Annotated in this window: 12 protein-coding genes; 9 read left to right on the top strand and 3 right to left on the bottom strand. The window is 66.6% G+C overall.

Features of this window, described 5'->3' with window-relative positions; genetic code table 11:
- The first annotated feature begins 11 nt into the window (after positions 1–11).
- The 5 genes from AC1HIL_RS08810 to AC1HIL_RS08790 all read left to right on the top strand — a co-directional run bounded on the left by AC1HIL_RS08810 (position 12) and on the right by AC1HIL_RS08790 (position 7,423).
- Entirely contained in the window at positions 12–1,034 is a 1,023-nt protein-coding gene (locus AC1HIL_RS08810) for an AAA family ATPase (protein WP_479671617.1), read from the top strand.
- Complete coding sequence (locus AC1HIL_RS08805; protein ID WP_479671616.1) at positions 1,027–3,636, top strand: S8 family peptidase; 2,610 nt, start codon at positions 1,027–1,029, stop codon at positions 3,634–3,636. The genes AC1HIL_RS08810 and AC1HIL_RS08805 overlap by 8 nt, the downstream gene beginning before the upstream one ends.
- A gap of 745 nt (positions 3,637–4,381) precedes the next feature.
- Complete coding sequence (locus AC1HIL_RS08800; RefSeq protein ID WP_057598344.1) at positions 4,382–4,951, top strand: TRAP transporter small permease; 570 nt, start codon at positions 4,382–4,384, stop codon at positions 4,949–4,951.
- Positions 4,948–6,246 (top strand): TRAP transporter large permease, encoded by a 1,299-nt coding sequence (locus AC1HIL_RS08795; RefSeq protein ID WP_057590991.1) that lies wholly within the window; start codon positions 4,948–4,950, stop codon positions 6,244–6,246. The genes AC1HIL_RS08800 and AC1HIL_RS08795 overlap by 4 nt, the downstream gene beginning before the upstream one ends.
- Before the next feature lie 142 nt (positions 6,247–6,388).
- A complete protein-coding gene (locus AC1HIL_RS08790; RefSeq protein WP_479671615.1) occupies positions 6,389–7,423 on the top strand; it encodes a DctP family TRAP transporter solute-binding subunit in 1,035 nt (344 codons plus the stop codon).
- Positions 7,424–7,450: 27 nt separating this feature from the next.
- Here the strand turns inward: AC1HIL_RS08790 and AC1HIL_RS08785 are convergent, their stop codons facing one another.
- Positions 7,451–8,416, bottom strand: a complete 966-nt coding sequence (locus AC1HIL_RS08785; protein WP_395348941.1) for a GlxA family transcriptional regulator — start codon at positions 8,414–8,416, stop codon at positions 7,451–7,453.
- A gap of 105 nt (positions 8,417–8,521) precedes the next feature.
- On the opposite strand from AC1HIL_RS08785, the gene AC1HIL_RS08780 reads away from it, so the two are divergent.
- The gene (locus tag AC1HIL_RS08780) at positions 8,522–9,352 is read left to right on the top strand and encodes a dienelactone hydrolase family protein (protein ID WP_479671614.1); all 831 of its coding nucleotides are present in this window, start codon (positions 8,522–8,524) and stop codon (positions 9,350–9,352) included.
- A 59-nt stretch (positions 9,353–9,411) separates the two neighbouring features.
- Positions 9,412–10,389, top strand: a complete 978-nt coding sequence (locus AC1HIL_RS08775) for a nucleoside hydrolase (protein ID WP_479671613.1) — start codon at positions 9,412–9,414, stop codon at positions 10,387–10,389.
- A gap of 30 nt (positions 10,390–10,419) precedes the next feature.
- Here AC1HIL_RS08775 and AC1HIL_RS08770 read toward each other — a convergent pair whose 3' ends face one another.
- Positions 10,420–10,743: a winged helix-turn-helix transcriptional regulator gene (locus tag AC1HIL_RS08770; protein ID WP_057590986.1), complete on the bottom strand. Its 324-nt coding sequence runs from the start codon at positions 10,741–10,743 to the stop codon at positions 10,420–10,422.
- Positions 10,744–10,883: 140 nt separating this feature from the next.
- Here AC1HIL_RS08770 and gstA point away from each other — a divergent pair, with 140 nt between their 5' ends.
- On the top strand, positions 10,884–11,516 hold the full coding sequence (gene gstA, locus AC1HIL_RS08765) for a glutathione transferase GstA (RefSeq protein WP_479671612.1): 633 nt from the start codon (positions 10,884–10,886) through the stop codon (positions 11,514–11,516).
- Between the two features lie 32 nt (positions 11,517–11,548).
- Here gstA and AC1HIL_RS08760 read toward each other — a convergent pair whose 3' ends face one another.
- Positions 11,549–11,968, bottom strand: a complete 420-nt coding sequence (locus tag AC1HIL_RS08760; protein ID WP_172705760.1) for a surface-adhesin E family protein — start codon at positions 11,966–11,968, stop codon at positions 11,549–11,551.
- Positions 11,969–12,147: 179 nt separating this feature from the next.
- Here AC1HIL_RS08760 and AC1HIL_RS08755 point away from each other — a divergent pair, with 179 nt between their 5' ends.
- A complete protein-coding gene (locus AC1HIL_RS08755; protein WP_479671611.1) occupies positions 12,148–13,209 on the top strand; it encodes an alpha/beta hydrolase family protein in 1,062 nt (353 codons plus the stop codon).
- Positions 13,210–13,253 lie beyond the last annotated feature (44 nt).

Genomic DNA, 13,253 nt, shown 5'->3' with positions numbered 1-13,253 from the left:
GCATACGCGCCATGGCCCAAGCCGATCTTCTCGTCAATCTCTTCCGGAGCGCCAGTAATGGCGACCAACTCGGGTTTCGCCGGACAGCCCAAGCACTCATCGAAGAAGAGCGCTCGAAGGGTCACCGCATCCTCGCCACGCGTCTTGTGAAGTCTCTCGAACCCACGGTAGTGCCCATGAAACCGACGGTCATCCCAAAACAGAACGGCCACGCCACCCCTCGTGACCTCTTCTTCGATGTGACGCCGGAGCGTAATTTCGACAGCCTAGTTCTCACTGACAGCGCCCGGGACCAACTGACTGAGTTCGTTGAGGAACAGCATCGGGCCGAACTCCTGCACTCGCACAATCTGCGCGCGCGGAGCCGCGTCATGCTCGCTGGGCCACCGGGAAATGGCAAAACGACGCTAGCGGAGGCGCTCGCCTCAGAACTGATGTATCCGCTTCTCGTGGTGCGTTACGACACGCTCGTTGGCAGCTTCCTCGGCGAAACATCTAGTCGCCTCAGGCAGTTGATCGAATTCGCAAAGACGCAGCGCTGCGTGCTTTTTTTCGATGAGTTCGAGACCCTCGGCAAAGAGCGTGGTGATACCCACGAGACCGGCGAGATCAAGCGCGTGGTGAGTTCGCTCCTAATGCAGATTGACGAACTGCCCGACTACGTCGTGGTGGTCGCGGCGAGCAACCATCCCGAGCTTCTTGATCGAGCCGTCTGGCGCCGCTTCCAGCTGCGGCTGGAGTTACCTCTACCGACGCGCGAGCAGCTTGCTCGTCAGATCGACGCGATCGGCAAGCGCTGCGAGGTTGATTTCGGCTACACGTCGGAGACGCTCGCCAAGCACATGCTCGGGCAGAACTTCGCGGAGGTAGAGGAGTTTTGCCTCGGCATCGTTCGTCGCGCCGTACTCGACCATCAGGCTCAGAACGCGCTCGCAATTACAAAGCGAAAGCTCGACGAGTGGCGAAGTCGCCTGAAGCCCAAGGACGTGAAGAACGAGATCGCAGCAAACGGCAAGGACGCACGCGATGCCTGAACGACCACTACTCGTATTCCCGATCGCGCGGCGGGTCGAACCCGAAGCAGGACGTCCCCGCCCGAGCAACAAACCACACGTCCCGGAGCGGGGTCGTCAGGCCGAACGACTGACACCGCAGGTGGCCCGGTTCCGCGATGAATTCCAACGCTACAGCGCCAGCATCCGGCAGACGGTCGATGGACTTGAGCCCGAGACCGTCCTAGTGATCGAGATCGCGGGAAGCGTGAAAGATTTCAAGCAGGCCGTCGATAGTACTGAGGGTCTTGAGTGGTTAGGTGAATGGGATGCGGAGGGCGAAGCTGACGATGATTTCTACGAGGTCAATGCCCGAGGCGAGCCCCGACAGGTGCCTGTCACAGGCAGGCTCTTCATATCCATGGTCAACGAAGCTGGCATGCGTGAGCTGCTTGGCCTGTGGGACACGTGGCAGCGAGGCCAAGCGCTACCGCACGGACGCACCAAATGGCGTGATGTCTTCGCCCAGACCCGTGTCATACGACGTTGGGGTATTCAGGAGACGCTCGACGAGACCGGCATGCTCGCGCGCTGGCGGGAACTCGTCGAGCCGCTCGATGACGATGCGATCGTGCCCTGCCAGATAGAACTCTTCTACCGCCAGCGCTCCTATCGGCGGCGGGCCAACGAAGATGCCATCCGGCGTTTGACGGCCGAGCTTGATGGCACGCCCCTCGGTGGCTTCATCGACATGCCGCCGATCAACTTCCATGCCGTGAAGGTGGGGCTGCCTGCCGGCCGCGTGAAGGATCTCATTAGCGCGCTCGACGAAGGCAGGGTCGATGTCGACGCCCAGCTCTTCAACTTTCAAGGCGTGATGTACGTCCGCCCAACCGGACAGGCGATCCCGTTTGACGGCGAGGCGGCGCCCGAGGAAGTGGCGTTCGCGGAAGCGGAGGAAATTGCTCCTCCTGTTGTGGCCATTCTGGATGGTGTCCCGAACATCCAGCATGCGGCACTTCGTGGCCGGGTACAAATCGATGACGCGTTCGATCTCGTGCGACTCTATCAACCAGGTGAGCGGCGACACGGATCATCGATCGCTTCACTGGTCATTCACGGTGAGCGACCTGGCGGCGATAGCGCCCTCGTGCGGCAGGTCTATCACGTGCCTGTGCTTCAGCCGGACGAGCACGCGAGGGACTTCGGACGTCGCCGGGAGCACGTGCCGGACACAGCGTTCCTTGAAGATCGCATTGAACGGGCGGTTCGCCGAATGCTGGAGGGCGACGGCAACTTAGCGCCTCAGGCGCCCGGTGTGAAGTTCATCAATCTCTCGATCGGAGATCCGGACCGCCCCTTCATCCACTCGCCAAGCCCATTGGCGCGCCTCCTTGACTATCTCGCCTGGCGGTACAAGGTTCTCTTCTGCGTGAGCGCTGGCAACTACACAGACCCCATCGACCTGGGGTTGACACACGCTGCGTTTTCGGAGCTCGCGCCCGCGGAGCGTCACTCGCGAGTCGTCCGCGCGATCAGCAATCAGCTGAGTGCAAGGCGGCTCCTAGCACCAGCCGAAGCACTCAACGTCGTCACCGTCGGAGCCCTTCATGCAGACGAGTCGGGAGCTTATGTACTAGGCCAGCGCGCAGACCTCATCGATCAGGTCAATGTCTTCAGTCCGGCTACCCGTTTCGGTCACGGCTTCAGGCGATCGATGAAGCCTGAGATCTTTGTTCCTGGCGGCCGGCAGCTCTATGAAACACCGGTCGAAGCAGGCCAGAGCTATGTGCCATCGCTTCAATTTCGGCCTCCAGGGCAGCCAGTTGCCTTTGATAGTGACGCGCCCGGCGAACTGAGCCACATCGTGCACACACGCGGGACCAGTAACGCAGCGGCACTGGCGACACGCGCTGCTTCGCTCCTCCATGAAATGCTGGGGGAGGTGAGCACGGTTGATGGTCGGCCTCTGCCCGCCGACAAAGAAAGCGTCGTCGTCAAAGCGCTACTCGTCCATGGCGCACGACATGACGAGGGAACAGCCAGTCTTCTTCGGGCGGCTCTGCATACTCCACAGAACGGACGCAAGTTCCGAGAGATCACCGGCCGTTATCTTGGCTACGGAGCGCTCGATCTTCAGCGGGTACTTGAATGCACCGAGCAGCGCGGAACCCTTATAGCCTGCGACGATATCAGTGAGAACGAGATCCACGAATACCGTCTCCCATTGCCGATGGAGCTATCGGCAAGCACCCTTTGGCGACGCTTGGTCGTGACATTGGCATGGTTCTCGCCGATGAACTTCGCTCATCGCAACCTTCGTGAGGCACGGCTGGAGGTTCAGCCGATCGGCAAGTGGGAAGATGTGCCGCTGAGACTTGGCCGCGTCAACGCCGATCACAATCAGGTCCTGCGCGGCACAGTTCAGCATGAAGTGCTTGAGGCGGACGACCTCATCGCGGCGATCGTTGATGGCGAGACGCTGGCACTCAGGGTCACATGCAAGCCAGATGCGACCTCGCGCCTTGACGAAAGGATTCCCTACGCGCTTGCGATCACGCTTGAGGTGGGCGAGGGCGTGGCAGTTCCGATCTACACCCACCTGCGTGAAGGCATCAGGCAGCAGGTTCGAGTCGCAACTTGAACGAGATGAACGAGCTATCTGCCCCATGACGTCTCGGGCCCAAACTAGGACTACCTACCCCATGATCGATTTGGCGCATGGCTTCGATCCTAAAGAACGCTATCGCATCGGTCCAGCTCGAGGTCGAGGATTTCCAGTACGGTGAGAACAGCGCACTCTGTCTGCGGTAGGACATCTGACGGCAGGCATCCCAGCCATTGTTCACGGAAAAGCTACGCCAACTCTCAACCCGTAGGCTTCGACGAAGTCGTCATCAAGAAGACCATCTACCCAACTCGCAGCGCCAGTAACGATGTGACGCTTCAGGGCGAAGGCAAGAAACTGTAGCCGTTCAGTAAATCAAGGAGCGATTCCAGCCTCTCGATGTGGAAACGTTCAGCTGCAGTCCTCCGCAGCGATCCAACCCGCCAATCTCACAGCCGCACCCACCATGCACAGGGCACCGGGTGCTTCCCGCAGCGAAATCAAGGAGGAGGCCGAAGGCCGGGGGACATTCGCGGAGGGAAGCACCCGGTGTCCTGTGCACGCCCCGGACGCCCCAGGCAACTGCCCATAGCCGCCAAAAAGCAGAAAACCGCCCCTTCCAGCGCCCCTAAAGCACAAACAACAGCTAAAGGAAACCCCCGATATATCAGTGGACATTGACGCCCCAGAATCGACGCCAGCTCCCCTGTCGAGGTGTACGGATCGCGTCCCGGCGACCGCCCGGTGACATGGCGCCTGCCCCAGCTGCCCGTTTTCTCCGATGACCACTCCTCCTGAGTCCGGCCCCACGCTGGACGCCGCCAGCCCCCTCCCCCCCGACATCGAAGCCGCCGACGAGCCCACCAAGGTGCCCCTGGGCATCGAGGACTGGCTCACCGTGCTCATCATGGGCGCGCTCGCGCTCATCACCTTCGCCAACGTCCTGGTGCGCTACTTCACCGACTCCTCCTTCGCCTGGACCGAGGAGTTCTCCGTGTTCCTGATGATCATGCTGGCGCTGGTCGCCGGCTCGGCCGCAGTCGCGCGCGACCGCCACATCCGCATCGAATACTTCGCCGAGAGCGGCTCGATGGCCCGGCGCCGCCGGCTGGCGCAGTTCGGCGCGCTGATGATCGCCGCGCTGTTCGGCCTGATCGCCGCGCTCAGCGTGCGCATGGTCTGGGACGACTACCGCTTCGAGGAGACCTCGCCGGGCATCGGCGTGCCGGCCTGGTGGTATTCGATCTGGCTGCCGATCGTGTCGCTGGCCATCGCGCTGCGCGCCATCGGGCTGTTCGTGCGGCGCGGCCGCAAGCACAAGAACAACGACCAGCAGGACGCCGCCGAATGATCGCCACGCTCCTGTTCGTCGCCTTCCTGCTGATGATGCTGGTGGGCGTGCCCATCGGCGCGGCGCTCGGCCTGGCCGGCGCGGCCTGCATCGCGCTCGCCAACACCGACGCCCAGTGGTTCGGCCTGCTCGCGGTGCCGCAGAACTTCTATGCCGGCCTCGGCAAGTACCCGCTGCTCGCCATTCCGATGTTCGTGCTGGTGGGCTCGATCTTCGACCGCTCGGGCGTCGCGCTGCGCCTCGTGAACTTCGCCATCGCCATCGTGGGCCGCGGCTCCGGCATGCTGCCGCTGGTGGCGATCGCGGTCGCGATGTTCCTCGGCGGCATCTCAGGCTCGGGTCCGGCCAATGCCGCCGCCGTGGGCGCGGTGATGATCGCCGCCATGTCGCGCGCCGGCTATCCGGCCGCCTACTCGGCCAGCGTGGTCGGCGCCGCCGCGGCCACCGACATCCTGATCCCGCCCTCGGTGGCCTTCATCGTCTATTCGGTGCTGGTGCCCGGCGCTTCGGTGCCGGCGCTGTTCGCCGCCGGCATGGTGCCCGGCGTGCTGGCCGGCCTGGCGCTGATGATTCCGGCCGTGTGGCTGGCGCGCAAGCACAAGATGGGCGCGCTCGAATCCACCCTGCCGCGCCCGCCGTTCTGGAAGAGCTTCCGCGAAGCCACCTGGGGCCTGGCGGCGCCGGTGCTGATCCTCGGCGGCATGCGCGCGGGCTGGTTCACGCCCACCGAGGCGGCGGTGGTCGCCGTGTTCTACGGCCTCTTCGTCGGCATGTGCATCCACCGCACCATCAAGGTCCGCGACCTGTTCGTCATCCTGCGCGAATCGGGCGAACTCTCGGCGGTGATCCTGCTGGTGGTCTCGCTCGCGGGCATCTTCGCCTACTCGCTGTCGACGCTCGGCGTGATCGATCCGGTGACGCGCGCCATCGTCAATTCGGGCCTCGGCGAATACGGCGTGCTCGCGCTGCTGATCCTGCTGCTCATCACCGTCGGCATGTTCCTCGACGGTGTCTCGATCTTCCTGATCTTCGTGCCGCTCTTGCTGCCGATCGTGCAGTACTACAAGTGGGACCCGGTCTGGTTCGGCGTGATCCTCACGCTCAAGGTCGCGCTCGGCCAGTTCACGCCGCCGCTGGCCGTCAACCTGATGGTGTCGTGCCGCATCGCCAAGGTGCGCATGGAGGAGACCGTGCGCTGGGTCGGCTGGATGCTGTTCTCGATGTTCGTGGTGATGGTGCTGGTGATCGCCTTCCCCGAACTCGCGCTGTGGCTGCCCAGGAAGCTGGGGTATTGAACGCGGACAGCCGGACGCAGAGGACGCGAAGGTTTCGCGAAGGACGCAAAAAAGAAAAAGGATGTTCCTTTCGCGTCCTTCGCGAAACCTTCGCGTTCTTCGCGTCCGGCTGCCCGATTTTTTCAACGAGGAGATAGATCAGATGAAATTCCGCCGCACTCTGCTGGGCCTCGCGATGGCCGCCACCGCTCTCGGATTCACGACCGGCGCCATGGCGCAGGCCACCTACAAGGCCGAGTACAAGATGTCGCTGGTGCTGGGCCCGCCCACGCCGTGGGGCCAGGCCGGGAAGATCTGGGCCGACCTCGTGAAGGAGCGCACCCAGGGCCGCATCAACATCAAGCTGTACCCGGGCGTATCGCTCATTCAAGGCGACCAGACGCGCGAGTTCAGCGCGCTGCGCCAGGGCGTGATCGACATGGCCGTGGGCTCGACCATCAACTGGTCGCCGCAGGTCAAGCAGCTCAACCTGTTCTCGATGCCCTTCCTGATGCCCGACTACGCGGCCATCGACGCCCTCACGCAGGGCGAGGTCGGCCAGGAGATCTTCAAGACCCTCGACAAGGCCGGCGTGGTGCCGCTGGCCTGGGGCGAGAACGGCTTCCGCGAGATCACCAACTCGAAGCGCCCGATCAAGTCGCCGGCCGACGTCAAGGGCATGAAGATCCGCGTGGTCGGCTCGCCGATCTACTCCGACATGTTCACCGCGCTGGGCGCCAATCCCACGCAGATGAGCTGGGCCGATGCGCAGCCCGCGCTCGCGAGTGGCGCCGTCGACGGCCAGGAGAACCCGCTGTTCCTGTTCACCGTGCTCAAGATGCACACCGTGGGCCAGAAGTTCGTGACCACCTGGGGCTACGTGGCCGACCCGCTGGTGTTCGTGGTCAACAAGGAGATCTGGGCTTCGTGGACGCCGGCCGACCAGGCCATCGTGCGCCAGGCCGCGATCGACGCCGGCAAGGAAGAAATCGTCATCGCGCGCAAGGGCCTGGTGGAAGCCGACAAGCCCGTGCTCAAGGACATCGCGGGCATGGGCGTGACGGTCACCAGCCTCACGCCCGAGGAGCGCGAGGCCTTCGTGAAGGCCACGCGCCCGGTGTACGAGAAGTGGAAGCCGACGGTGGGCGCCGACCTCGTGGCGCGCGCCGAGAAGGCGATCGCGGCGCGCAAGAAGTAAGCGCAGCGCCGCGCAGGCCGGCGCGCCTCAGTTGCGATAGCGGCTGGGGTTCGCGCCCGCCACCTTCTTCATCAGGCGCCGCAACGCAGTGGCGTCCTGATAGCCGACGGCGCCGGCCACCTGGTCGACCGTCATGCGGCTGGACTCGAGCAGCGCCCGCGCGCGCCGCAGCCGCACGCCCTGCAGCAGCGCCTGCGTGCTCTTGCCGGTGGCCTTCATCACGTGGCGCGCGAGCGTGCGCTCCGACATGCAGAACTCGCGCGCCAGCTCGCTCACCGAGGGCGGCGCGGGCAGCGCCGCCTCGACGCGCGCCGCGAGCCGCGCCACCAGGTCGTTGCCGTTGGCCAGCAGCTCGGGAACGATGAACGGCGCCTGCGCCTGGCGCCCGTCGATCAGCAACAGCCGCGACACCAGGTCGGTGAGCGCGCTGCCGCAGCGTTCGCGCAGCAGGTGCAGCATCAGGTCGGTCTGCGCGAAGGCCGCGCCGGCCGTGACCACCGGGCCGTCGGCGCAGACCATGCGGTCGACGTCGACCGTGCAGTCGGGTGCCATGCGCTTGAGCAGCGCGGCGTACCACCACGAGGTGGTCGCGCGGCGGCCCTGCAGCAGGCCCGCCGCATTGAGCAGGAACACCGCCGAGCACGAGGCCGCGACCTGGCCGCCGGCGCGTGCATGGCGCGCGAGCCCGTCGATGGCGCGTGCGGCGTCCTCGCTCTCGAGGCAGCGGCGGATCTGCTCGGGCGTGTCGAGGCCGAGCCCCGGCACCACCCAGGTCGAGCGGTCGTCGCGCGCGCGAGTCGGCAGGCGCACGGTGTCGATGTGCATGCCCGAGCGCAGCGCAACCATGCCGCCGGCCGGCGAGCACAGCCGCCAGCGCGGCGGCGCCACGCCGGCGCGCGCGGCCACCGAGCGCGCGGCGCCGAGGATGTCGGCCGTGGCGGCGACGCTGGAGGCGAAGGCGCCGGGAAGCACCAGGATCGTGAAGTCATGCATGGGGAGGTGTTGTCCGATTTGGCCCTGAAACAGTCAAACAGGACACTGCCATTCTGAACGGCCGGTGGGCCCAATACAAGCTTCATCCACCCCACTGCCCACGCCATGTCCCACGCACCCGCAACCCGCCCGCTCGACCGCGACGACCCGCTCGACGATTTCTCCTCACGCGAGATCGAACTCGACGGCGTCGCCAAGAAGGTCTACCTCATGGGCCGCGGCCCGGCCGTGATCGTGATGACCGAGATGCCCGGCATCAGCCCCCAGGTGGCGCGCTTCGCGCGCTGGGTGCGCGATGCGGGCTTCACCGTCTACATGCCCTCGCTGTTCGGCCGCGACGGGGCCGTGCCGCAGGCCGAGGAAGGCGCGGCGGTGTTCAAGCGCGCCTGCGTGAGCGCCGAGTTCCGCGCCTTCGCGTCGAATGCCTCGAGCCCTGTCACGCAGTGGCTGCGCGCGCTCGCGCGGCTCGCGCACGCGGAATGCGGCGGCCCCGGCGTGGGCGCGATCGGCATGTGCTTCACCGGCAACTTCGCGCTGTCGATGATGCTCGAGCGCGCCGTGCTCGCGCCCGTGGTGTGCCAGCCCTCGCTGCCGCTCGACGACCCGGCCGGCACCAACGTGGCGGCCGACGAGCTGGCCGCCGTGCGCGAGCGGCTGGAACGCGAGGACCTGACGGTGATGGCCTACCGCTTCGATGGCGACAGGTTCTGCAAGGCCGAGCGCTTCGCCGCCTTCTCGCAGGCGCTCGGCGGCCGCTTCGTGGCGCGCGTGCTGCCCGACAGCGCGGCCAACCCCGACACGCCGCCCTTCTTCGCCCAGGTGGTCGCGAGCCCGCACAGCGTGGTCACCGCGCACCTGATCGACGAGGCCGGGCAGCCGACCATCGAGGCGCGCGACGAGATCCTGGCCTTCTTCGCGAGGCGGCTCCTGGGCTGAAGCTCTGGCAGACTGGCTGCCCGCAGGCGCGCGCTCCGTCGTGCCTGCATGGAGCCCGCATGCCGACGAACACGCCCCCGCTTTCCGACGACACCACCGTCCACACGCTGATCATCGACACCGACCCCGGTGCCGACGACGTGATCGCGCTGCTGCTCGCCATGGCCTCGCCCGAGCGCTTGAAGATTCAGGCGCTGACGACGGTGGCCGGCAACGTGCCGCTCGCCAAGACCTCGCGCAACGCGCGGCTGGCGCGCGAGTGGGGGCGGCGGCCCGACGTTCCTATCTACGGCGGCGCGCAGCGCCCCCTGCTGCGCACGCCGATCTACGCGGCCGACATCCACGGCAGCGAGGGCATCACCGGCGTGCAGGTGCACGAGCCCGCGCAGCCGCTGGCCGAGGGGCATGCGGTCGACTACCTCATCGACACCCTGCGCGCCGCGCCCGCGCAGAGCGTGACGCTCGCGATGCTCGGCCCGCAGACCAACCTCGCGCTGGCGCTCGCGCAGGCGCCCGACATCGTGCGCGGCCTGCGCGAGCTGGTGCTCATGGCCGGCGCGCATTTCAACGGCGGCAACATCACGCCGACGGCCGAGTTCAACGTCTTCGCCGATCCGCATGCGGCCGAGATCGTGCTCGGAAGCGGCGTGCCGATCACCATGCTGCCGCTGGACCTCACGCACAAGGTGCTGGCCACCCCCGAGCGCATCGCGCAGCTGCGCGGCCTCGGCAACGAGGCGGGCCGGATCGTGGCCGACATCCTCGATGCCTATGTGCGGCACGACATGCAGTACTACGGCCTGCCCGGCGGGCCGGTGCACGACGCCACCGTGATCGGCTACCTGCTGCAGCCTTCGCTGTTCGGCGGCCGATGGGTCAACGTGGCGATCGACAGCCGCGAGGGGCTGGGGTTCGGGCAGACGGTGGTGGACTGGTACGGAGGGTTGAAGAAGCCGGCGAACGTGCGCTGGATCGCGGAGGGGGATGCGCAGGGGTTCTTCGACTTGCTGACGCAGGGGATATCGCGCTTGCGTTGAGAGGGCCGGGTCAGCGCTCGAACGCGCGGCTCAGACCGCGGCCCTGGCCTTCAGCCACAGGCCGAATTCCATCATCACGCTGACGACGGGCTTCAGCCGTTCCCCATCGGGCGTGAGCTGGTACACGACCTTGACCGGCACCGTGGCATGGACGGTTCGCTGCACGAGCCCAGCCTCTTCGAGCGCGCGCAGGTCCAGGGTCAGCGAGCGCTGGGAGATGCCGGGCACGTCGCGGCGCAACTCGTTGAATCGCTTGGGTCCGTCGACGAGATAGGACACCAGCAGAAGCCGCCAGCGGCCGCCCAGGAGGCGCATGGCTTCCTCGACGGAACAACCCGAGACGTTCGATTTCATAGCACGCGATGGAGAAGGGGCCGCAGGTATATTTTTTTAACCTAGAGGCAGTTTATGTTCCTTCTTCCAAATCCACGCCCGGTTCCTAACATGGCCCGAGGCGCTCTCCAGCGCCATGCCCCTCGACCATCGAAGAACCCATGAAGCTCTACTACATCCCCGGCGCCTGCTCGCTCTCGCCCCACATCGTGCTGAACGAACTCGGCCTCGACTTCGACTTCGTCAAGGTCGACCACAAGACGCACAGGACGCAGGACGGCCGCGACTTCCGCGAACTCAGTCCCTTCGGCTATGTCCCGCTGCTCGAGCTCGACGACGGCACGATGCTGCGCGAAGGCCCCGCCATCGTCCAGTACCTGGCCGACCTGAAGCCGGCATCGCGCCTGGCGCCGGAGAACGGCACCCTGGAGCGTTATCGCCTGCAGGAGTGGCTGAGCTTCCTGACCTCGGAAATCCACAAGGGCTTCATTCCCCTGCTCTATGCCGTGCTCGCCGGAAAGTACGGCGTCGAGACCGCGAAGCCCAAGCTCGAGCAGCGCTATGCCTGGATCGACGCGCAGCTTGCCGGCCGCGACTACCTGATGGGCGACACATTCACGGCGGCCGACGCGTACCTCTATGCGCTGACCCAATGGGGCCAGGCCGCGTGGCTGGCGTCCGTCTACAGGGCCGACATCCATTTCGATGGGCTGGACAACCTGCGGGCCTGGTATCAACGCGTGCGGGCACGGCCCGCGGTCCGCAAGGCGCTCGATACCGAAGGGCTCAGGTAGGACGGCGCCATCGTGGCGTCGTCACGCACCGGTCAACGCCCCTTGGCGCACACGTTCTTGAACACGATCCCGCTCACCGTCGTCGGCCCACCCACCGCCTTCCACTCGCTGCGCCGGCTCAGGTCGATGTCGTGCGCTTCCAGCGGCCCGTTGTGGCTCACGACGCGGCGCATCTTCTCGCGCGCGCCCTTGCAGTCGTAGTCGTAGAGGTAGCGCGAAGTGCGGTACGGGGTCTTGCCGACATCGGTCTGCAGTTCGTCGTAGCGGTAGAGCGTCCAGGCCTCGACGGCATCGCCGTGCGGACGGATCGAATCGCGCTGCAGCAGCACCTTCTTGCGCGCGGTGGACGCGATCTCGGTCCAGTCCTCGGCGGCTTGCGCCGGCATCAGCGTCATCAGCGCGAGCGCCGTGCAAACCGCCGCCGCGCAATACCTGGATGGATGGAAGCCCATTCTTTTCACCTCCGTGCCAATACGACAGCGGAAGATGGTCGCACGAAACCCGCGATGCGAAGACCGCGACCGCTCCCGTCGCTTGGCGCCGCCTTTCGCGCACTTCATCGCATTCGCCTGGCAGCCGCAGCGTCTCGCGGCAACCATGCGCACTCCACCGACTCGCCACGGAGACCTCGATGCGCGCCACCACCCTCCTCTCTCGCCACGCCCTGCTGCTCGCCTCGGGCCTGCTGCTGTCCTGCCAGTTGCTGGCCGCCGAGGCCGGCTGGCGGCAGCTCCGCATTCCGGGCGCCACGCCCGATGCCGCGCCGACCGTGGTCGCGCTCTATTACCCGACGCAGGCCGCGCCCCGCACGACGGCCATGGGGCCGTTCACCGTGCGCGCCGCGATCCAGGCACCGCCCGACGAGAAGTTCAAGGGCTTGATCCTGCTGAGCCACGGCCTCGCCGGCACCGAGCTGGGACACAACAGCCTGGCCGAGGCGCTCGCGCGCGCGGGCTACCTGGTGGCGGCACTGCGCCATCCGGGCGACAACTGGCAGGACGGCTCGCTGCTGAAGCAGGGCGGGGCCGCCTACTTCGGCGAACGGCCGCGGCAGGCATCGCGCGTGATCGACGCCCTGCTGCAGGACCCGCAGTGGAAGGACCGGATCGCGCGCGACGACCAGGGCCCGCGCATCGGCGCCGTGGGCCACTCGGCCGGCGGCTACACGGTGCTCGCGCTCGCGGGCGCGCAGGCCGACCTGTCGCGCATCGCCACGCATTGCGCGAGCGAGCGCGCCGCCGATCCGATCTTCTGTGGCGTGGGCCGCGATGGCGGGACGGCCGCGACGCCCACCGCCCCCACCGCCCCGTCCGCATCGCTGCTGCCTTCGCTGCGCGACCCGCGCGTGCGCGCGGTCGTGGCCATGGCCCCGGCCGGCGTGCCCTTCACGGCCGCGTCGCTGGCGCAGGTGCGCGTGCCCACGCGGATCTACGAAGCCGAGCAGGACCGCTTCCTGGTGCCGCGCTTCCATGCCGAATGGATCGCGCGCAACATGCCGGCCGCCGAGCTGCGGCGCATCCCGAATGCCTGGCACTTCGCGTTCATGGACACGCCGTCCATGCCCATCCAGACGCCCGACGGCGACATCGCCGCCGATCCGCCGGGTTTCGACCGGCAGGCGCTGCTGGCGCGCCTGGGGCGGGAGGTTCCGGCCTTCTTCGACGAGGCATTGCCGAAGTCCCCGGCGCCATGAAAAAAGGGCCACGCCGTCGCCGGCATGGCCCTCGTCGTTCGCCG

It is taken from the genome of Variovorax sp. ISS6 (assembly GCF_056523145.1).
This window is presented reverse-complemented; position numbering and strand designations above follow the sequence as displayed.

Excerpts from the sequence above, each read along its gene's own strand:
- AC1HIL_RS08780 (WP_479671614.1), top strand. The coding sequence starts at position 8,522 with ATGTCCCACGCACCCGCAACCCGCCCGCTCGACCGCGACGACCCGCTC.
- AC1HIL_RS08805 (WP_479671616.1), top strand. The coding sequence starts at position 1,027 with ATGCCTGAACGACCACTACTCGTATTCCCGATCGCGCGGCGGGTCGAA.
- gstA (WP_479671612.1), top strand. The coding sequence starts at position 10,884 with ATGAAGCTCTACTACATCCCCGGCGCCTGCTCGCTCTCGCCCCACATC.
- AC1HIL_RS08760 (WP_172705760.1), bottom strand. The coding sequence starts at position 11,968 with ATGGGCTTCCATCCATCCAGGTATTGCGCGGCGGCGGTTTGCACGGCG.
- AC1HIL_RS08770 (WP_057590986.1), bottom strand. The coding sequence starts at position 10,743 with ATGAAATCGAACGTCTCGGGTTGTTCCGTCGAGGAAGCCATGCGCCTC.
- AC1HIL_RS08800 (WP_057598344.1), top strand. The coding sequence starts at position 4,382 with ATGACCACTCCTCCTGAGTCCGGCCCCACGCTGGACGCCGCCAGCCCC.
- AC1HIL_RS08790 (WP_479671615.1), top strand. The coding sequence starts at position 6,389 with ATGAAATTCCGCCGCACTCTGCTGGGCCTCGCGATGGCCGCCACCGCT.
- AC1HIL_RS08775 (WP_479671613.1), top strand. The coding sequence starts at position 9,412 with ATGCCGACGAACACGCCCCCGCTTTCCGACGACACCACCGTCCACACG.
- AC1HIL_RS08810 (WP_479671617.1), top strand. The coding sequence starts at position 12 with ATGGCCCAAGCCGATCTTCTCGTCAATCTCTTCCGGAGCGCCAGTAAT.
- AC1HIL_RS08755 (WP_479671611.1), top strand. The coding sequence starts at position 12,148 with ATGCGCGCCACCACCCTCCTCTCTCGCCACGCCCTGCTGCTCGCCTCG.
- AC1HIL_RS08795 (WP_057590991.1), top strand. The coding sequence starts at position 4,948 with ATGATCGCCACGCTCCTGTTCGTCGCCTTCCTGCTGATGATGCTGGTG.
- AC1HIL_RS08785 (WP_395348941.1), bottom strand. The coding sequence starts at position 8,416 with ATGCATGACTTCACGATCCTGGTGCTTCCCGGCGCCTTCGCCTCCAGC.